The sequence below is a fragment of the Gabonia massiliensis genome, from assembly GCF_001403595.1.
Taxonomy (GTDB): domain Bacteria; phylum Bacteroidota; class Bacteroidia; order Bacteroidales; family Coprobacteraceae; genus Coprobacter; species Coprobacter secundus.
Genome location: NZ_LN877934.1, coordinates 1 through 21648 on the forward strand (window position 1 = coordinate 1; position 21648 = coordinate 21648).

At 33.4% G+C, this 21648-nt stretch carries 18 protein-coding genes and 1 pseudogene; 9 read left to right on the forward strand and 10 right to left on the reverse strand.

Annotation, left to right across the window (positions count from 1 at the left end):
* Positions 1 to 257: 257 nt before the first annotated feature.
* Both BN2628_RS00140 and BN2628_RS16600 read right to left on the reverse strand, forming a co-directional pair.
* Complete coding sequence (locus BN2628_RS00140; RefSeq protein ID WP_257606325.1) at positions 258 to 725, reverse strand: alanyl-tRNA editing protein; 468 nt, start codon at positions 723 to 725, stop codon at positions 258 to 260.
* Between the two features lie 134 nt (positions 726 to 859).
* Positions 860 to 988, reverse strand: a pseudogene (locus tag BN2628_RS16600) (GxxExxY protein); the annotation flags it as partial.
* 411 nt (positions 989 to 1399) lie between these two features.
* Here BN2628_RS16600 and BN2628_RS00145 point away from each other — a divergent pair.
* The 3 genes from BN2628_RS00145 to gap all read left to right on the forward strand — a co-directional run bounded on the left by BN2628_RS00145 (position 1400) and on the right by gap (position 5525).
* The gene (locus BN2628_RS00145) at positions 1400 to 3049 is read left to right on the forward strand and encodes a tetratricopeptide repeat protein (protein WP_044231054.1); all 1650 of its coding nucleotides are present in this window, start codon (positions 1400 to 1402) and stop codon (positions 3047 to 3049) included.
* 146 nt (positions 3050 to 3195) lie between these two features.
* The gene (gene panB, locus BN2628_RS00150) at positions 3196 to 4014 is read left to right on the forward strand and encodes a 3-methyl-2-oxobutanoate hydroxymethyltransferase (RefSeq protein WP_044231053.1); all 819 of its coding nucleotides are present in this window, start codon (positions 3196 to 3198) and stop codon (positions 4012 to 4014) included.
* A gap of 509 nt (positions 4015 to 4523) precedes the next feature.
* Positions 4524 to 5525, forward strand: a complete 1002-nt coding sequence (gene gap, locus BN2628_RS00155; protein WP_021929502.1) for a type I glyceraldehyde-3-phosphate dehydrogenase — start codon at positions 4524 to 4526, stop codon at positions 5523 to 5525.
* Between the two features lie 813 nt (positions 5526 to 6338).
* On the opposite strand, the gene BN2628_RS00160 is transcribed toward gap, so the two are convergent.
* Entirely contained in the window at positions 6339 to 7121 is a 783-nt protein-coding gene (locus BN2628_RS00160) for a NigD1/NigD2 family lipoprotein (protein ID WP_055095521.1), read from the reverse strand.
* 136 nt (positions 7122 to 7257) lie between these two features.
* On the opposite strand from BN2628_RS00160, the gene BN2628_RS00165 reads away from it, so the two are divergent.
* The 6 genes from BN2628_RS00165 (at position 7258) to BN2628_RS00190 (ending at position 14490) form a co-directional block, all read left to right on the forward strand.
* Entirely contained in the window at positions 7258 to 7821 is a 564-nt protein-coding gene (locus BN2628_RS00165) for an RNA polymerase sigma factor (protein ID WP_021929500.1), read from the forward strand.
* Positions 7808 to 9073 carry a porin family protein gene (locus BN2628_RS00170; RefSeq protein WP_021929499.1) on the forward strand — a complete coding sequence of 422 codons (1266 nt, stop codon included), beginning with the start codon at positions 7808 to 7810 and terminating at the stop codon, positions 9071 to 9073. Before BN2628_RS00165 ends, BN2628_RS00170 begins: the two co-directional genes overlap by 14 nt.
* Before the next feature lie 210 nt (positions 9074 to 9283).
* Positions 9284 to 11497, forward strand: coding sequence for a glycoside hydrolase family 3 C-terminal domain-containing protein (locus BN2628_RS00175; RefSeq protein WP_021929498.1), 2214 nt, complete (start codon positions 9284 to 9286; stop codon positions 11495 to 11497).
* A 158-nt stretch (positions 11498 to 11655) separates the two neighbouring features.
* Positions 11656 to 12432: a tRNA (guanosine(46)-N7)-methyltransferase TrmB gene (gene trmB, locus BN2628_RS00180; RefSeq protein ID WP_021929497.1), complete on the forward strand. Its 777-nt coding sequence runs from the start codon at positions 11656 to 11658 to the stop codon at positions 12430 to 12432.
* A 9-nt stretch (positions 12433 to 12441) separates the two neighbouring features.
* Entirely contained in the window at positions 12442 to 13551 is a 1110-nt protein-coding gene (locus tag BN2628_RS00185; RefSeq protein WP_055095525.1) for an Mrp/NBP35 family ATP-binding protein, read from the forward strand.
* Positions 13552 to 13683: 132 nt separating this feature from the next.
* On the forward strand, positions 13684 to 14490 hold the full coding sequence (locus BN2628_RS00190; protein WP_055095527.1) for a phosphate ABC transporter substrate-binding protein: 807 nt from the start codon (positions 13684 to 13686) through the stop codon (positions 14488 to 14490).
* A 3-nt stretch (positions 14491 to 14493) separates the two neighbouring features.
* Here BN2628_RS00190 and BN2628_RS00195 read toward each other — a convergent pair whose 3' ends face one another.
* The 7 genes from BN2628_RS00195 to BN2628_RS00225 all read right to left on the reverse strand — a co-directional run bounded on the left by BN2628_RS00195 (position 14494) and on the right by BN2628_RS00225 (position 21558).
* Positions 14494 to 15081 carry an acyl carrier protein phosphodiesterase gene (locus BN2628_RS00195; protein ID WP_021929494.1) on the reverse strand — a complete coding sequence of 196 codons (588 nt, stop codon included), beginning with the start codon at positions 15079 to 15081 and terminating at the stop codon, positions 14494 to 14496.
* Between the two features lie 6 nt (positions 15082 to 15087).
* The gene (purT, locus tag BN2628_RS00200; protein WP_055095528.1) at positions 15088 to 16278 is read right to left on the reverse strand and encodes a formate-dependent phosphoribosylglycinamide formyltransferase; all 1191 of its coding nucleotides are present in this window, start codon (positions 16276 to 16278) and stop codon (positions 15088 to 15090) included.
* Between the two features lie 326 nt (positions 16279 to 16604).
* Positions 16605 to 16811, reverse strand: coding sequence for a winged helix-turn-helix domain-containing protein (locus BN2628_RS00205; protein ID WP_044231018.1), 207 nt, complete (start codon positions 16809 to 16811; stop codon positions 16605 to 16607).
* A gap of 272 nt (positions 16812 to 17083) precedes the next feature.
* Positions 17084 to 19039, reverse strand: coding sequence for a LysM peptidoglycan-binding domain-containing protein (locus BN2628_RS16605; RefSeq protein ID WP_074023882.1), 1956 nt, complete (start codon positions 19037 to 19039; stop codon positions 17084 to 17086).
* A gap of 12 nt (positions 19040 to 19051) precedes the next feature.
* A complete protein-coding gene (locus BN2628_RS17345; RefSeq protein ID WP_257606326.1) occupies positions 19052 to 19846 on the reverse strand; it encodes a DUF5683 domain-containing protein in 795 nt (264 codons plus the stop codon).
* A gap of 4 nt (positions 19847 to 19850) precedes the next feature.
* On the reverse strand, positions 19851 to 20735 hold the full coding sequence (locus BN2628_RS00220; protein WP_044231011.1) for a ParB/RepB/Spo0J family partition protein: 885 nt from the start codon (positions 20733 to 20735) through the stop codon (positions 19851 to 19853).
* 58 nt (positions 20736 to 20793) lie between these two features.
* On the reverse strand, positions 20794 to 21558 hold the full coding sequence (locus BN2628_RS00225) for a ParA family protein (protein WP_044231010.1): 765 nt from the start codon (positions 21556 to 21558) through the stop codon (positions 20794 to 20796).
* Between the last annotated feature and the right edge of the window lie 90 nt (positions 21559 to 21648).

The following is a 21648-nucleotide window of genomic DNA, read 5'->3' on the forward strand; positions in this document are numbered from 1 at the left end:
ACTTATTCCCCCTCCGGTTTCCCGAAAAGGGCCCGTCTCTTTCTACATTTCTCTCTGTCTATCGTAATACTTTCAATGAACTTCTTTCCTCTAATCCGATTTTAAACCGTTTCTATCGGAAAGCGGATGCAAAAGTATAAGCTTTTTTATTCCTATCCAAATCTTTTTGAACTTTTTTTTCAACTTTTTCAATATAAATATAATAATATGCTGATTACAAGACTTCTATCAAATAACCAACAACCCATGCTAAAAATTTATTTGAGTAGATTAAATCTAATACGCAATCTAGCATCAAAAAAATCACTACTAACAATATTAAATCTTCCAATTTCAGAAGTATTATTTACATGAACTCCGATACAGGGGCATGCATCATAGTCTCCAATCTTCACAATCCGAAGAGTTTGAGACACATCTTTCGGCAAACGACTCAAATCAAACATTTTTTCTGCATCCTCCCGCATCAAATATTCTACTGAAACAGGCAAGTTCTGTGATATTATATCATTTACTTTATTCTCAATTTCTTGTATTTGCTCTGCAGTAGGTTTTTGTTCCAATAAATAATCACACTTAGATTTTTTCCTTTCTATATGGGCACTAACGGCACGTCCACAACGAAATAACCGAACCATAGTCTGATTCAAAATATGCTCAGCTGTATGCATGGGTGCGATTGACTCATCCTGAAATTTTGGGGCTGCTTGGTTTATTTCCATCATTGACAAGTTTTTATTCTTAGACATAAAGACAAAGGTACATATTTGATTTCATTTTTTTGTTCTTATGTTCTTTCGTCTTAAAAAATATATGCCTCTTTATTTTAGACAGAAGAATATATTTTTCTGATAATCAATTATATATGTTTATATTCTCTAAATTTCCTTTTTATCTCAATACGTTCACCCCCGAAATTTATTAATAAGCCGTGGTCTGTATGAGTTGCGGTCAAATAATTTACCAATTGTGTTTCGTGTATGGGAATTTCTTTTTTGTTCTTATAACTTATGAACAAGATAATGTGTCTCTTCTGTGTGCATCGGAGAATATTCTCATTTGTTATGAATATTTAGTTCTATTCCTCTTTCCATTTTATTATATAGTAATCAAAACAATTGTATCATGATACATCTACGAATGCATAACTATTTCGATTTATTCCCAAATTTTCATCATTGTAATAATTCTTATTCTACTCCAAAATAAAATTCCATCTTATTCCATACAATATCTAAGAATTATTAAATATTGAATATAAATATCTGGATTACTTTAAAACAGAAATAATTTGAATATAGTAAAAAAGAGATACTTATTTCACAAATATTACTATCTTTGCAACATACAAAAAGAGTAAATATTAAAAATATTCCGTTAAAATAACACTCCCTAAAAAATGAAACATTATACATTATCAACAAAGGCATTAAGCTTCTCGGTTATACTTTCTTGCGGGATGTTTATCCCTCAAATCGTAGAAGCCCAAAAAGCAAATAAAATTTTAGACCTTTTACAACAAGGAAAAATAAGTAAAGCTGTAGAAAAAAGGAATCAGATATATTCCAACGATGATGCAAAAGAGTTAATGTTAGCAGATATATGTGATTGCATTTTATTCAATACCAAGGAATACAAAGCATATGATCCTTATAAAGCATATTCTATTTTTAAAGACACATATCTTAAACATAAGGATAATAAAGATGCTAATAAATTTTTGATTAAGCATAAGACATCTTTTCTAAAAATACAAACACAAATTGAGAACAATATTTTAGCAGATGCCAAAGTTTTAAATACAGAGGAAGGATATAGCAAAGCTATTTCAGTATGCGATAGTTGTTCATATTTAAGTGAGGCAAAAGTTTTACAAGAAGAAGTGGCATATAATAACGCCATCTCTGAAGGTACTTTAGAAGGATACAATTATTTTTTAAGTCATTATCCTGAATCTAAAAAAGTAGAAGAAATTACAGCGTTAGCTGATAAGATGATTTTTGAAAAACTAGATAACACCATAGAAGCATATAGTGCTTTCATTCAACAATATCCTAAATCAAAATTAGTGGCTGAAGCTCAAAATCGAATCTATAATTTGGCTTATAATAATGCTATTGAACAAAATACACTCGAAGCATATAATGGGCTGATACAACGCTATCCCAATCATCCTAAAAAAGAAGAAATACAAAATAAAATAGAAGAACTTTCATTCAAGAGCTTATCTACTGATTTCACAATGAAAGCTTACGATTCTTTTATTAGCAAGTTCCCTCAATCAAAATATACTGTTCAGGCTAACGCTTTGGTCAAACCTATTAACCAAAATGAATGGCATTGGAAAAGTAATGGATTAAAAGGATATGTAAAATCTACAACTGAAACCTCTTCAAAAGAAGGCAGTAAAAATAATAGTAACTCAACTGATATAATTACCCAATATAACGAGCTTGGAGAAGTAATTTTAGAACAAACAACCACAGGCAAAGATGTAAAAATAACCCAAATTCTTTACCATCCGGATTTTTCATTATCTGCTATTATTGAATCTAACGGTAGAAAACGGTATGATTACAAAAATGGACAATTAAATAAAATTACATTCATTAACAGTCGTAAAAAAGAATCTCCTATTGCAACTTTTAAATATGATAATGGAGGACGTTTAATTGAACGTACCGACTACATCACAGGAGTAAAGGGCAGTACGATAACACATTATACATATAATGCCAATGACTCGATAATTTCATCAAAAAAATATAAAAGTACGACACCTAAAAATACAACAATACAGCAATATATTGACGGAAAAGTAGTGTCATCTACTGAAACTATAGGAAAACAAACTACACAAAAACGCTATGCTTACAATGATAAAGGAGATTTAATAAAAATAACTACAACAAAAAATAATAAAGATACTGAGAATATAACTTATGAATATCTGTATGATGAGACCGGAAACTGGACAAAACAATCAATGTTTATTAATGGGACTTTAAATATAGTTAGGCAGCGTGTAATAGAATATTTTTACAAATAAATTTTATAATTCATATAACAAGTATAACGACCGAACAAAATCTTTGGTCGTTATTTTTTATTAGTACAAAATATAATTTATTACGAGATACTCTGAAACTAAAAATTAGCACTACCTTTGTCCCAACCAAAAACACGTATATAAATATGTCAACTTACACAGAAGATTTACGTAAAGTCACGACACATCGTCTGGCTGAAATGAAACAAAGAGGGGAAAAAATATCTATGCTCACAGCATACGATTATTCTATGGCAAAACTCATCGATGAAGCCGGAATGGACGTTATCCTTGTTGGTGACTCAGCCTCTAACGTCATGGCTGGAAATATCACGACTCTACCTATGACTCTTGACCAAATGATATATCATGGTAAATCTGTTATGAGGGCGGTTAAACGGGCTTTAGTAGTTGTAGATATGCCTTTCGGCTCATATCAGGGAAATTCAAAAGAAGCAGTTGCGTCCGCAATTAGAATCATGAAAGAAACAGGAGCTGATTGTGTAAAAATGGAAGGTGGAGCTGAAATTCAAGAATCAATAATCCGTATTTTAAGTGCAGGAATCCCAGTTATGGGTCACCTAGGATTAACGCCTCAATCAATAAACAAATTTGGGACTTATACTGTCAGAGCAAAAGAAGAAGCAGAAGCCCAGAAACTAGTAGAAGATGCACACTTACTTGAAGAAATCGGATGCTTTTCTATTGTTCTTGAAAAAATTCCTGCCAAATTAGCCGGAGAAGTAGCAAGAGAACTTTCTATCCCTATAATAGGCATAGGTGCAGGAGGTCAAGTAGACGGGCAAGTGCTGGTAATGCATGATATGTTAGGCATCAATAAAGGATTTTCTCCTCGATTTTTACGTCGATATGCCGATTTATCTAACATCATTACAGATAGTGTAAAAAATTACATTAAGGATGTAAAAACTTGCGATTTTCCCAATGAATCGGAACAATACTAAATTTTTAAAGAACAACACAGGAGAAGATTCTAATTTTCTCCTGTGATAATATAGTTCTATTCTACATCTTATTTTTAGAGAATATGTAGTTGCTTTCATTACATTTTAAATTTCAACTGATTTCTACTCAAAATACTACTTATTTTCTACCTTCAATTATGAATCAATATTCATAATATCCTCATACTCTATTTTTAAATATACACTCCAAAGTAATACTTTATAAGACAAATAATAGAATAACAAGCTTTTAATAAAGAAAAATTTCTTTATTTTTAGCACGAATTTTCTTTGTTTATAAATAAAATATGTACCTTTGCATCGCAAATAAGAAAATGAAATGAAGACAACGTATCTTTTTATTGTCTCTACAACTTTGATACTTTTATTTCTCTCAGCGTGTGCAACACCCTGTGGATGCTAAAAGGTCATAAGAAGCAGATCGGGTAAGAGATACAATAATTGGAAATAATTTGTTTTTATAATAAACCCTTAAAAGTTTTATTACAATGATTAAAGTAGGTATTAACGGTTTTGGTCGCATCGGACGTTTGGTTTTCCGTGCCGCACAAAAGAGAAATGACATCGAAGTTGTAGGTATCAATGACCTTATTAGTGTAGAATACATGGCTTACATGTTGAAATATGACACTATGCACGGTCAATTCGATGGAACAATTGATATCAAAGACGGCCAATTGGTTGTAAATGGAAAAGCTATCCGCGTAACAGCAGAGAAAAATCCTGCAGACCTAAAATGGAGCGAAATTGGCGCTGAATATGTTGTTGAATCTACAGGACTTTTCTTAACAAAAGAAAAAGCCCAAGGACACATTGACGCTGGTGCAAAATATGTAGTAATGTCAGCTCCGTCAAAAGATGATACTCCAATGTTTGTTTGTGGTGTTAACCTCGATGCTTATACTGGACAACAATTTGTTTCTAACGCATCTTGTACTACTAACTGCTTAGCTCCTATTGCTAAAGTATTAAATGATAAATTTGGTATTACTGACGGTTTAATGACTACAGTTCACTCTACTACAGCTACTCAAAAAACAGTAGACGGACCTTCTATGAAAGATTGGAGAGGTGGCCGCGCAGCTTCTGGAAACATTATTCCTTCTTCTACTGGTGCAGCTAAAGCTGTAGGTAAAGTTATTCCTTCTTTGAATGGCAAATTGACTGGTATGTCAATGCGTGTTCCTACTTTGGATGTTTCTGTAGTAGACTTGACTGTCAATTTAGCAAAGCCTGCTAAATATGAAGAAATTTGTGCTGCAATGAAAGAAGCTTCTGAAGGTGAATTGAAAGGCATTCTTGGTTATACTGAAGATGCCGTAGTTTCTTCAGACTTCTTAGGAGATACTCGGACTTCTATTTTCGATGCAAAAGCAGGTATCGCTTTAACTGATACTTTCGTTAAAGTTGTTTCTTGGTACGATAACGAAATCGGTTATAGTAACAAAGTTCTCGACCTAATTGCTCATATGAAGAAAGTAAACGGATAATAAATTTACATTTCTAAAGCATAAAAAATAAAAGATTACTCACAATTTGAGAGTAATCTTTTATTTTTTATGCTTTAGACCAATAAAGCAAGATAAATTAATTAACAAAATCATCTATCTTACCTAATAATACTTAATATAGTTATTTTTTTCTATATGTATTTGGATTATATTCCTTGACATTATAACTTTGTGTCAAGTTTTTTCATGGTATTAGATTTAAGGTTAATAGAAGATTGGTTGTCGAGAGACAACCATTTTTTCTATATAGATAAATTATTATTAATTTTTCTCTTTGAATCTGATTTATATTCGTCATCATAAGTGAAAAATAGACTATTGAAGATTGTAAGTAAGTTTTCAGTCATCTTTATAAGATCTGCATACTTGTCTTAGTTTCGAACTCTACCTGCATCTAAATCATCATCCTCTTTGAATATATTATTCTGTATATTTTTTCTCGAAACTTTCATGACTAAGTAGACTTCTCACAACAAGTCTTGTTTCAGTTTCTGTACTAATGAAGAGATCCAGATAGGATATAATATTCTCAAGTTCCATCAATATACATCCGTAGAGTTATAGGACACTAACTATATTAATAGAGTGTGACTCCATAATCGGGTTCTATCCAGCAGGGCTCTGCCTCCAACTGCCTGCACATCACTATAATGCCTTTACTTTTAGCTAAAAATTCCCATTCACAGAAATCATTTAAAGTTCGTATCCTATAGCAATACATCTATGCTCAGGCGAACAAAAAACCGGGATTGATTCCCATCAATCCCGGACTACTACTCATAGAGTTCTGATTTATCTAATATATAAACTGGAATTTTTTTTCTGAACAGCTTGTTGCAATTTGTCTACGGCTTTATTTTTCTCACTATTATCCGTATCATATTTACAAGTATATGTCTCTTCTCCACGATATGTGTTTACTTTGATTTTCAATCCTTTCAAATCACTTTTATCGGGAGCTAAATCTCCTAATCTAAAAGATGCTATGCCCCACAACCATTGAGACCCAAATTCGGGGTCATCCTCTTGATTATGACGAAATTCAAGTTGCATGTACCCATCATCGGGATTCTCTTCCAAGCTGTAGTCACGTACCAAATTAACCATATGCTTTTTCTGTCCAGCACCTTTCATTTCAAATTGAATAGTTACATATTCATCACTTGTCCACATATCCAAAATATTAACGGCATCATTACCTATACTATCCTCTTTCTCCGGAGTTATAGGAATAATACCTTTTACTAAAACCGTATCAATATCATTCACATGTATCCTAAAATCATATCCTTGATAATCCTCATCCAACAATGTATAATTCACAATCACCCGACGCCCGTCTTCTAAATAAAGAGAAGGTATTGAGTTTTCAGAAAATAACATAGTTCTTTTACTATCTAACAATAAGTAAGAAGGTTTCCCCTCCTCAGAAACGACATTTCCTACAGCTAATGACCGATTATAATATACATAATANGAAATAAAGTTGTTGATACTAAAAGGCTTATCAACAATAATAGTGGAAATTTTTTCATATACATCAAACTTTAATATTTTATATCTATAAAAATACATTTTTGATTATATAAACTGGCATAACCTGCAAATACTGCATGACAAAATGTTAAAGAGATAAAAATGAAATAATTTGCTTATTCTAGAGCAGTATTTTTGTATATTCTGCATTTATCATTAATAATGTGATTTTCAAATGAGCGAAGCTGAACTATCTGAACAATGTCAGAAAAAAAATAAATATGCTCAAAACCAATTATATAAACAATATGCTGGCATATTGTTCGCTTTATGTATACGCTATATTGGCCATAATGAAACTGCTAAAGATTTATTGCATGACGGATTTCTAAAAATATATACATCGTTCGACCAGTTCTCTTATCGAGGTGAAGGTTCTTTAAAAGCTTGGCTATGCAGGGTAATGGTAAATACAATTCTAGAATATCTTAGAAGGAATGAAAAAACAAAAAATTTTATTCCTATGGACGAAATACCAGAATCCCAAGATATTCCAGAAGAAAGGCCACCCCTTGCTCTAATTCCTCAAGAAGTAATCATGAAATTTATAATGGAACTTCCTATCGGATATCGTACTGTTTTCAATCTATATACTTTTGAAGAAAAATCTCATAAAGAAATAGCCAAATTATTAGGAATAAACGAAAAAAGTTCATCATCGCAATTATACAGAGCAAAGAGCTTTCTATCAAAAAAGATTAAGGAATACTTAAATAAATATGAATATGAAAAAGGATAATTGGACATCAGAGTTTCGGGAACGGATGGACAGTTATACTGTAACTCCACCCAATGATGTATGGGAAAAACTGGATAAAGAACTGTCTTCTACTCCAGCTACTAAAATACGTATATTCTCTTTTACCGCAATTGCGGCAATTATTATATTATTATTACTTTCATCGGTCGGAATATATCTACTAACAAATTATAAACCTGATAAAAATATTCCTCGAATTTTATCAGAAAGCCTTCCAACTGAAAATCACACCTATCATAGCAATGACGATTTAAAATCCCATGAAGGGATAAATATTATGCATCGCAGTCTTCCTACAAAAAAAGAAGTATTTTCCTCTTTAAAAGGAACAGACAAACAAATTATTAACGATGAAACTATCAATCAAAGAGTAAATGGTTCAGAGAAAGAAAATAATATAATAATAAAAGAAAAAGTTCACTCTAAAGATGAACATTCTATGCTAAGAACAAAAAAAAGAAAAGAAAACTCCGAAGAACCAACATTGTTTATCAGAAAAAAAAGTAAAAGAAACAAATGGGCAATTAGTATTACAACTGGAAATAATATCATGGCATCCAACGAAAGCTATTACGGATTTAATAATCTAAACAGCTTTAATAATTCTATACCTACCAATGCTACAAACCCCATGAGTAACAATGAGAAAAATCCAGAAGAGCTAAAGGAGGCCAACGCTTACCATCAAATTATGTTTAAGAATATTAATCAAACTACCCAAACAAAAATAAAACATCATTTACCTATCAGTGTAGGTCTGTCATTAAGAAAAAATATCAGCTCTAATTTTTCTATTGAAACCGGCCTTATGTATACATTATTATCCTCTGAATTAAAAGCTGGTAATGAAAGTTACTATTCCCAAGAACAAAAACTTCATTACTTAGGTGTTCCTTTAAAAATTAATTGGAATTTTATTCAAAAAAAATATTTCACTGTTTATCTATCTGCAGGAGGAATGATGGAAGGTTGTGTATCTTCCAAATTAACAACTAATTATGAAACAAAAAACGAAGAATCATTTTCCCAAAATAGCAATCTCAAGAACAATCATCTACAATGGTCTGTTTCTGGAGCTGTTGGAGCTCAATATAATATCAATCGTTATATAGGCATTTTTATAGAACCAGGAGTTATATATTATTTTGATGATGGTTCAGAAATAGCAACAATTCGTAAAGAAAAGCCCCTCAATATAAATTTCCAAGTCGGTCTTAGATTTGGATTTTAAATATTTAGCTAATCCATATTACATTTTTCCAACACGAATTACAATTTTTATTCTCAGAAATAAAAACTATAACTTTATAACAAGCCCAAACAATAAACTATACCATAAATCTTGATATAAAAAATCCATAATTAATTTATATTTTTTGTATATTTACATCGTATAATCGCTTTTTAATCGACAAACTAACTGATTAAAACACAACAACACATGAAAAAAATCACAAGTCTGATAGCTTGTACTTGTTTTACAATTTCAGCATTTGCTCAAACAGTAAAACCTGTTTATTTAGATGAAAGCCAACCTATCGAAAAGAGAGTGGAAGATGCATTAACAAGAATGACATTAGAAGAAAAAGTAAAAATGTGTCATGCTCAATCAAAGTTTAGTTCATATGGGGTACCACGACTCGGAATTCCCGAACTTTGGATGAGTGATGGTCCTCATGGCATTAGAGAAGAAGTACTTTGGGATGAGTGGAATGGGGCTCATTGGACCTCTGATTCTTGTATCGCTTTCCCTGCACTTACATGCCTAGCTGCTACATGGGATCCTCAAATGGCCGCATTATATGGAAAATCTATTGGCGAAGAAGCGCGATATCGTAAAAAAGACGTGCTCTTAGGACCTGGAGTAAATATCTATCGTACACCTCTAAATGGGCGCAATTTTGAATATATGGGTGAAGACCCTTTTCTTTCATCTCGTATGGTAATTCCTTATATACAAGGAGTACAAAGCAATGGTGTAGCTGCTTGTGTAAAACACTTTGCTTTGAATAATCAAGAAATCGACCGTGGTCATATCAATGTAATTATTGATGACAGAGCTTTACATGAAATTTATCTACCAGCTTTCAAAGCTGCAGTACAAGAAGCTGGGGTCTGGTCTATCATGGGTGCTTATAATCAATATAAAGGACAGCAATGTTGCCATAACCAATATTTATTAAATGATATTTTGAAACAGGATTGGCAATTTGACGGAGTCGTTATTTCTGACTGGGGAGGAGTACATAACACAGAGCAAGCAGCCAACTTTGGATTGGATTTAGAAATGGGAACCTGGACAGATGGGCTCAGCCAAGGAAAAGCAAACGCTTATGACAACTATTACCTTGCTGACCCTCTATTAAAAAAAATAAAAAAAGGAGAGATAAATATCAAAGTAGTTGACGATAAAGTACGCCGTTTACTGAAAATGATATTTCGAACAGTTATGAATTCTCAAAGACCTTGGGGCTCTTTCGGAACAGAAGAGCACGCTTTAGCAGGGCGGACTATCGCTGAAAACGGCATTGTTTTATTAAAAAATGACAAAAACATTCTACCTATTAACTTGAATAAAATAAAAAAAATTGTAGTTGTCGGAGAAAACGCCAACAAAAGAATGACTCTTGGTGGTGGCTCTTCTTCCCTTAAAGTAAAATACGAAATAACCCCTTTAGATGGTCTGAAAAAACAGATAGGAAATCTGGCTGAAATCATATACGTAAAAGGCTATGTTAGTCCTTTAACCGAAAAACGCGACCCTAAGCCAAAAATACCAGTAGGATATAAAGAACCAAATCCAGAAATATTATTGCAAGAAGCTATCAATGCGGCTAAAGATGCTGATATCGTATTATATTTTGGAGGACTAAATAAAAATGAAAATCAAGACAGCGAAGGCAATGATAGAAAAAGTTATAACTTACCTTATGGACAAGATCGCTTAATTTCTGAATTGGCTAAAGTTAATAAAAATATCGTAGTAACTATTATATCAGGAAACGCTGTTGCTATGCCTTGGATAAAAGAAGTCCCGGCTATTGTAGAAGGATGGTTTGGTGGAACAGAATCAGGAAATGCAATTGCGTCAATTCTCACCGGGAAAGTTAATCCTTCTGGGAAACTCCCAATGACTATTGCCGAGAAATTGGAGGATTATCCTTCACACGCCCTAGGAGAATATCCGGGAGACCATGTGAATGTAAGATATAATGAAGGTATTTTTATTGGATATCGCTGGATAGATAAACAGAAAAAACAAACATTATTTCCTTTTGGCCATGGCTTAAGTTATACAACTTTCGATTATGGTAAAATAAAAATTTCTTCTAAACAAATGAAAAATAATGACAAGATTACAATTTCTATACCTATCAAAAATAGCGGGAAAATTAAAGGTAAAGAAACTGTTCAACTATATATTGGTGACGAAAAATGTTCTTTCGAACGTCCGATAAAAGAATTGAAAGGCTTTTCAAAAATTGAGTTAAATCCTGGAGAAGAAAAAATAGTAACATTTGAAATTACAGATGAAGCTTTTAAATTCTATGATGATAAACAAAAAATATGGAGAACAGAACCAGGCAAATTCAAAATATATATTGGAGCCTCTTCTAATGATATAAGAGAAACTTCAGAAATTACTCTTTTATAAAGTCAAATAAATAAAATACAGGATATAAAAGTTACTTTTATTTATATTCTGTATTTTATCGAAATAAAAAACAGGACTAAAACAAGGTTATAATTAGACAATATTCCTATTTTAGGCAAAAATTGAGTATCTTCGTTTCCATTTTATATAAAAAATATATGGGTAAAAATAAACTGCAGAAATTCGATGATATGAATTTATACCCACATGTATTTCAATATCCTTTTTCTATTTTACAAAATGAGGGATTTGACATGAAGGGAAAATGGAACAGCATTTTTTTCAAAAATGACCATCCTATTGTCCTAGAACTAGGATGTGGAAAAGGAGAATATGCTGTAGGACTTGCTCGTAAATATCCCAACAAAAATTTTATCGGAATAGATATAAAAGGGGCACGTATGTGGACTGGAGCCAAAGAATCGCTACAATCAGGAATGAAAAATGTAGCATTTCTACGTACCACAATCGAACTGATTACTTACTTCTTTTCACCTGGGGAAGTATCTGAAATCTGGATAACCTTCCCTGATCCTCAGATGAAAAAAGTACGTAAAAGACTTACATCTACCCGATTTATGGAATTATATCGGACAATACTAAAACCAAATGGCATAATACATCTAAAAAGTGATAGTAATTTCCTTTTTACCTATACTTGCGAAATGGTAAAAGTTAATCATTACCCTATAATATTTCAAACAGAAGATCTGTACCATTCAGGATTAAAAGATGATATATTAAATATAAAAACTTTTTATGAACAGCAATGGCTTGATAGAGGATTGACAATAAAATATATATCTTTTATTTGTGAAAACAGAGACCGATTAATCGAACCAAATATTGAAATTGAATATGACAACTATCGTAGCTTCAACAGAAGCAAACGTAGTGAAAATAAAGAAAAAAACAAATTCCTAAATAAAGATTAATATATTATTATGGCAATATATCCAAAATTAATCACCGACGCCCTGAGAAAAGTACGTTATCCAGGAAACGGAAAAGACCTCATCTCTGCAGAAATGGTAGGAGATGATATCCGTATCGACGGAAATAAGGTAAGTTTTTCATTGATATTTGAAAAGCCCAATGACCCCTTTATGAAATCTGTTGTCAAAGCAGCAGAAACCGCTATTTTGACATATGTTGGAGAGGATACAGACATAAAAGGTAATATACACATAAAATCTAAACAACTCCAACAACCAGAACCAGGGAAATTATTACCTCAAGTAAAAAATATTATTGCTGTATCATCAGGAAAAGGTGGCGTAGGAAAGTCGACAGTTGCAGCGAATCTAGCAGTTGCTCTTGCTCAAAAAGGGTATAAAGTTGGCTTATTAGACGCTGATATATTTGGTCCATCTGTACCCAAGATGTTTGGTGTAGAAGATGCACGTCCTTTCGCTGAAGAAATTAATGGAAAAGATATGATAGTCCCAGTCGAAAAGTATGGAATAAAAATACTTTCTATTGGTTTCTTTGTTGATAAAGATAGTGCTGTCGTATGGAGAGGAGGTATGGCTAGTAATGCACTCAAACAGCTTATTTCCGATGCTAATTGGGATGAGCTTGATTATTTTGTTCTTGATTTACCTCCCGGGACAAGCGATATACATTTAACTTTAGTACAAACATTAGCAATTTCTGGAGCTATTGTTGTAACAACTCCCCAAGAAGTCGCATTAGCTGATGCTCGAAAAGGTATAGATATGTTTACAAATGACAAAGTTCATGTTCCAGTTCTTGGATTAGTTGAAAACATGGCTTGGTTCACTCCGGCCGAACTTCCAGAAAACAAATATTTTATCTTCGGAAAAGAAGGTGGAAAAAAATTAGCAGAATCTCTAGGAGTACGCTTATTGGGACAAATACCTATTGTACAAAGTATATGCGAAGGAGGCGACAAGGGCGTCCCTGTTGCATTATCCCCTAATACTATTACGGGAAAAGCTTTTGAGAAACTTGCTGAACAAGTAATAATAGCTGTAGATGAAAGAAACTCATCTCTACCTCCCACTCATATAGTAGAAGTTTCAAATAAATAATAAAAAATGTCCCGGGAAAAAATTCTCCGGGACATTTTTTATTATTTATTTGAAATACAATTGTAATTCATATGCAATAAAGCAGTAATTACAGAAGAATATATTTGTAATATTCTTAAGTATGATATTTATATGAAAAAAAATTTTATACTTCTATTTGTGTTTCTAATAACACATTCGTTGTTTTCTCAACGAATAAAAGGAAGCGATACCGTTTTACCAGTCGCTCAAAAACATGCAGAAGAATATATGAAAATTCACTCTAATAGCAAAGTTACAGTCACAGGTGGTGGTAGTGGCGTAGGACTATCGGCTCTATACGAAGGAACAACGGACTTAGCAATGTCTTCCCGAAAGATAAAATTTGAAGAAAAGATAAAATTTCAAAAGAAAAAAATAGTTCCTGCCGAAGTTATTGTCGCTTATGACGCATTAGCTATAATAGTCCATCCATCAAACCCAATAAACCAATTAACAAGGAAACAACTCGAAGATATATTTACCGGAAAAATTCGTAACTGGAAACAGTTAGGAGGAGAAGACATTCCTATTGTCACTTATTCGCGAGAAACTAGTTCTGGAACATACGAATTCTTTAAAGAAAAAATACTTAGAAACAAAAATTATATAAATTCCGTATTGAGTATGCCCGCAACTGGAGCTATTATTCAGTCTGTTAGACAAACAAAAGGAGCTATAGGTTATGTCGGACTAGCTTATGTTTCATCAGGTATTAAAGCAATTCGTGTATCATATGACGGAAAAACGTATGTAGCTCCAACTTTTAAAAATGCAAAAGACAAAACATACCCTGTAGTACGACCATTATATTACTATTATGATAAATCAAAAGAAAACATTATTTCTTCCTTTATCTATTACTCTCTTTCTCCTACAGGCCAAAAACTAATAGAAAATATAGGATATATTCCCCGATAAAGATTATAAAGAATCTGTCTTTCGTATCTGTCGCAAATAAGATTGCAGATCCCTAAAAAATATATTGAACAACGACTGATAATTAGCATAATTATCTACAAAATATTCTTCAATAGATTTTGTAGATAATGGAATGTTACGATAAGTGACCATAATTTGTAAAGACTCAAATAGCCCTTCAACTGTACAATAACGGCACAATCGATTCGTAAAAATAAAATGCCATAGAAACCCTTGAACACGGGAAGGAAGATAGTAATAATTTAATAACAAATAAATATAAAAACGATAAGAATATATTCTCAACGGAACCTTTGAATAATCCGAAAAATTTTTTGCTAAAAAATGGTCAAAAAACAAATCAGGCAAAATTACAGAATATCTTCCAAAACGAGGTCGTAAATCAGTCAATACATCCTTTACCAATACATGATTATCTGTAAACTCATCTACCTTGCGATGCAACCAGATTCCCAATTGCATCGCAAGCGGATAATTATCGTATTTCCCTTTTACAGCATCTGCAACAAATCCTCCTATTTGAGATTTAGGAGAGGACCCAGACAAAAAAATATGTGCCAGGTAATTCATCTCCAATTACCTCGGATGAACAATCACTCTTAATTTAGAGTATGCTCGCTCTACTTTATTTCGAGCCTCTTCCAAAGTATTCGCTTTAGCAAGAATAACCCCTAAACGACGATGTCCTACTACCTCGGGCTTACCAAAAATACGAATTTGGACATCCGGTTCATTCAACACCTCTTCTAAATTATCAAATTCAACTTTATCACTATCTCCCTCGACAACAATCGCTTTTGAAGCTGAAGGACCATAAAATGAAACTGCAGGAACAGGTAACCCTAACACGGCACGAGCATGTAATGCAAATTCTGATAAATCTTGAGAAATCATCGTTACCATACCAGTATCATGCGGGCGAGGTGAAACTTCACTAAAAAGGACCTTATCTCCTTTTACAAATAACTCTACTCCAAAAATTCCCCAGCCACCTAATGCATCAGTAACTCTTTGTGCTATCTCCTTCGCCTTAGCCAAAGCTTTATCGTTCATAGGTTGAGGTTGCCATGATTCTCGATAATCTCCATCTACCTGATGATGTCCTATCGGCTCTAAAAAAGTTGTTCCCGCACTATGACGTACAGTCAATAATGTAATCTCATAATCAAAATCAACAAAACCTTCTACAATCACTCGACCTGCTCCAGCCCGTCCTCCTTCTTGTGCATAATGCCAAGAATTATCTATATCTGCAAAAGAACGAACTATACTTTGCCCATGCCCCGAAGAGCTCATTATAGGTTTCACTACACATGGTATGCCAATCTCTTTAATAGCACTTTCAAACTCTTCTCGTGTAGATGCAAATCGATAAGGAGATGTTTCTATTCCTAAATTCTCTGCAGCTAAGCGCCGAATACCTTCACGGTTCATTGTAAGGAATGTAGCCTGAGCTGTAGGAGTTACATGATAACCTTCTTTTTCTAATTCTACTAATGTCTGAGTTGCAATAGCTTCTACCTCTGGAATAATATAATCAGGATTTTCATTTTTTATTATTTCTCTTAACCTCTCTCCATCGAGCATCGATAAAACATGTGAACGATGAGCAACTTGCATAGCCGGAGCATTGGCATACTTATCCATTGCAACTACCTCTATGCCATATCTTTGAAGCTCAATTGCAACCTCTTTCCCAAGTTCTCCAGCTCCGCACAAAAGTGCCTTTTTCCCTACTTTTGATAATGTGGTTCCGATTTTTGTCATTGCAGTTTAAATTTATTATCTCAAAGGTACATCAAAAATCCGATATCTTTACCTTACTTACAAGATTTCTTATCTACAACATTGTTGTTACTTCCAAACTAATACTTGATAATATACAAATCGATAAAACATTAGAAAATTTATAGAGGTCAAAATGGCAAACAAATTGATGACTATAACCTTAAAACCAAAGAAAGCGGACTTGCTTCTTTTTTGTATAAATAGTAGTTGTATTATGGACAAAAACAGCATCAATATAGAATAAAGAGCAGGGAGCAATATAGATTTATACTGCTCCCTGCTCTTTTTATTTCCTTTCGGATATATTAAATTAATCCGATTAAAAGATCACCACCTTCAACTTCTTCAATAGAAATTTTATCCTCACGGGATAACCATCCTATTGCAGCATAAAGCTCTTTATCTTTGAGCTTAGTCACTTTTTTTAAACCTTTCAGGGTAAGTTTTTCTTCGCTGTTATTCAACGCATTCCAAACTAATCCAGCATTTAAGCCAATTACTTCTCTATCCATCATTTAATAATTTAATTAGATTTTATATTTAAAATCTCTTTGTTAATGATTCGACGACAAAAATACAAAAAATTTCATTTATCTAAAAAATATATACATTTTTTAATATATTTAAATTAATAAATAATATATACCTTAAAAGAGCAATAGCATTTGATTGAAATAACACACAAACTGTAGATTTGTTTACATTTTCTTTATCTTTTAATTATTAATATCAACAAAAAAGGCTACCTCATATGAAATAGCCTTTCTCATCTCCTAAGCATCATTTAACCTACCGGAATTTTCAATACTTGGCCTACTTTTAATGAAGAACTACCCAAATTATTTGCTTTAATAATCAACTCTGAAGTTACCCCTGGGAATAATTTGGAAATAGTCCAAAGGCTCTCACCTTTCGTTACTGTATGATATTTAAATTTAACTTTGGCCTGCCCATTTACATTTTCCTCAACCTTATAATCGTTTTGAGTAATAGCCACATCCTCCCCGCTCACTTTTAAACGCTGCCCTACTTGAATTCTACTACTGCTTAAATTATTCCATTCTTTCAATTGATTTACTGTCACACCATACTTACTAGCAATTACCGCTAAAGTTTCTCCCGATTTTACTTTATGCTCCGTTACATTTGTTATGATTTCCCTGCCTTCAGAAGATTTGGATAGCTCATTTACAGGGATTTTCACATAAACTGTTTTTTGGATTTTCAATTTTTGTCCCGCTCTAATACGACTACTATTCAATCCATTCCATTTTTTCAAATTAGATGTAGAAACACCATAACGATTTGCTATAACAGAAAGAGTCTCTCCCGAACGAATTTTATGATAAAGCGTCTCTATTTTCTTTTGTTGTGTAACAGTCTCTACAGACGATTTTAGTACTTCGGTATTATTATTATTTTTTATTGAATCTGAGGATGCTACCACAAATTTTTTCTTTACTGCCTCTTCTTTTTGGGGCGTTGAAACTACTTTATTTCGATAAATCTTCAAACTACGTCCGGCAATAAGAGTATTTCCTCTCAAATGATTCCAACGCTTAATTTCCTGTGTAGTAACACCATAACGGTAAGCAATTTTAGACAGGGTATCTCCTCTACGTATCTTATGATAAATAACTTTAGAATTTGAAGCACTATAACCAGCAGGTTCTACTGTAGTACGTTTAGCATATAAACCATTCTGATGTCGTACAATCGAATCTCGAGCCTCGATAAAAGCATACACTTGTTGAGTAGGAAGCAATAACGCCCGAGTCTTCGAATCACCAGGAATTATATCCCGACGATATTGTGGATTTAAAGAGCGTAATTGATCGATAGGTATATCTAACACATCTGCAATTTGCTGAAAATGAATCTGTTCATTAATATGTACCGTATCCGTAGTCAATGGCATGTCCGTTCGAACTGGACAAATGTTATGTTCATTATAATAATGCATAACATAATTCGCAGCTATAAATGCCGGTAGATATCCTCGAGTTTCCCGAGGTAAAAAATTATATATTTCCCAATAATCTTTTCCACCAGAACGACGTATCGCCTTATTCACATTTCCCGGTCCACAATTATAAGCAGCAATAGCAAGTCCCCAATCATTATAAATATTATAAAGCTCTTTCAAATAATGAGCTGCCATCTCTGAAGACTTTACCGGTTCACGACGTTCATCAACTAAACTATTCACCTCCATACCCAATATTTTGGCTGTCCCAATCATAAATTGCCATAATCCCGCAGCACCAGCTCTGGATGTTGCCTCCGGGCGAAGGGCAGATTCTATAATAGGTAAATATTTTAATTCTAAAGGAAGTCCAGCCTTTTCTAACTCCTGTTCAAAAATAGGGAAATAGTAAGTCCCAAGCCCCATCATGTTTTCTACCAATTTCCTACGTCGCTCAGTATAAAAAGTAATATAACTTTTCACAATTTGATTAAACGGCATTTCTATAACAGTAGGCATACACGATAAACGTTGTATATAAACGGAATCGGGATAATCAATATTAACACTCCCACTAATGCAATTTGCATCTATTATCGCATATTTCTTTAAATACCATCCGGAAAAAAGACTATCAACATCACTTTCAAGACTCTCAGGTAAAACAATAGCTTTATCCGATATTGTATCCTTTACAGCAATATGCCGAAACTGTTGAGCAAATACCGAAGCATTTACAGCTATAAATAAAGAAACTAGCACAAAAATTCTCATAACAATCCATTTTTAAAAAGTTATCGCACATTGCATTCCTAACGATGTACGAGAAAAAGGGGTCGGCTCCAAAACGGCCGGAAGCAAATGCATGGTAATATCCGGTGTAATATCAAAATGATAGAGCTGTGCATCGACATAGGCATCAATCATACTTACGATATATAAACCGACCATAGAAATTATACATAAATCTCGATTTCGTCGATAAAAATCTTTTTTTCGCTTCATGACTCCTTTTAACCAATCCATGTGTTCTTCTATATATTGCGAATCATTTCGCCTATTATAAGGTAAAAAGTTAATAAAACTATTTGTTGTCGGATCACTATCCATTATATCCCTATACGCATTCGAATAGTCCGTATAATAGCGACCATTCCAAGATGTCGCATATATCAATCCCATATAACCACCAATTACAATAGGCAACTTCCAATAACGGCGATTATAAATCTGCCCTAACCCTGGACAAAGCGCAGAATACCAAACTGCTTTCATTGGATCCGGATTAAAGACTAGGGAATCTGGAATAGGTTCCCAATCTTTTAATTTCTTAAATCTTACCTTCTTCGTTTCAATCTGAATAGTATCAGTTTCGATATCTGCAAAGGTTACCCTTCCAAGACTATCGACTGTCATTGAAAGAGTGTCCATTGGCACATCTTCAATGACAGAAACGGTATCAGACTGCACTGTCAAACTTGCTGTTACCGACTCGAAAATAAAACAGCAAATCAAAATACATGCCCATCGGAAATATACCGAACGATATAAACTTATATTTATCTTTATTTTACTTATCAAAATTTTATTTCAATTGGTCAAAAATAGCCATCAAACGCTCCAACTCTTCTTCATTTTTAAAAGGAATACTTATTTTTCCTTTTCCTGTATCACTACATACAAATTGTACCTTAGTCTTAAAAAATGAAGATAAATGCTTTTGAAGAATACCATATTCTTCCCTGACTATTTTTTTCGTTTTAGAAGGAACAGCACCCGATTCAGCACTTTCACCTTCAGAAAGTGTTTTTACAAGCTCTTCTACTTTACGAACAGAATAACCCTGTTCCTGAATCTGCTCATAAATCTTAAGTTGAGTAGCAGGATCATCTATTCCCAATAACGCACGCGCATGTCCCATATCTATCCGCCTATTCTTTAACCCCATCTGTATCTCTGCCGGAAGTTTCAGTAATCGCAAATAATTAGCAATAGTGGTACGTTTTTTCCCTATACGCTCACTTAAACGTTCTTGAGTTAAATTATATTGTTCTATCAACTTCTGAAAAGTCAAAGCAATCTCTATCGAATTCAAATCCTCCCGTTGAATATTTTCGATAAGAGCCATCTCCATCATTGTCTCATCTTCAGCAGTACGTACATATGCAGGAACTGATTTCAATCCAGCCATCGTCGCTGCTCTAAAACGTCGTTCTCCTGCAATAATCTGATACGAGCCATCCGAAGTTTGACGTAAAGAAATAGGTTGTATAATACCTAATTCACGAATTGAAGATGCTAACTCTGCTAAACCGTCTGGATCAAATTCTCTGCGAGGTTGGTCAGGATTCGGATATATGCGAGACAATTCTATCTCATTTATCGAAGATGAACCTTCTGTCTTCACTTCATCCATCGTTATCAGAGCATCTAACCCCCTCCCTAAAGCATTTCTTTTAAATGTCGCCATATCTTATTATCGTTGCTCCCAGCAAAAGCAACTGGGAAACACTTACATTTTCCTATTTTTACTTATTTCTCTCTATTAATTCTTTCGCCAGTTGCATATGATTGATACTTCCTTTCGAATCCGGATCGTATAATAAGGCCGGAACTCCATGACTTGGAGCCTCACTCAAACGAATATTTCTCTGAATGACAGTTGTGAATACCATATCTTTAAAATGGACTTTTAATTCTTCATAAATCTGATTTGCCAAACGCAAACGAGAATCATACATTGTCAACAAAAATCCTTCTATTTCAAGAGACGGATTCAGTTTTGACTTAATAATCTTTATTGTATTCAGCAGTTTACTAATTCCTTCCAAAGCAAAATATTCTGCCTGCACTGGAATTATTACCGAATCGGCAGCTGTTAATGAATTTACCGTAATAAGTCCCAGCGAAGGAGAGCAGTCTATCAATATAAAATCATATTCCCGCTTTATTTCATCTACCAATTCGGCAAGTACTCGCTCGCGATTCTCAATATTCAATAATTCCAATTCTGCACCAACTAAATCAATCCGAGAACTGACAATATCTAAACCATCTACACAAGTATTGGTTATAGCATTACGCAATGAATCACCATCAATTAAACACTCATATATCGATGTAGTTACAGATTTTAAATCTACACCTAAACCTGATGAAGCATTCGCTTGTGGGTCTGCATCAATAATCAATACTTTCTTATCTAATGCTGCCAAGGATGCCGCCAGATTTATAGAAGTCGTTGTTTTACCAACTCCTCCTTTTTGATTTGCGATAGCAATAACTTTACCCATATGACTAATCCAAATTTATTACGAGCAAAGAAACATTTTTTTGCTGGGCTCACCTCATCTCATTCCAAGAAAATAACAATATTGTTGATA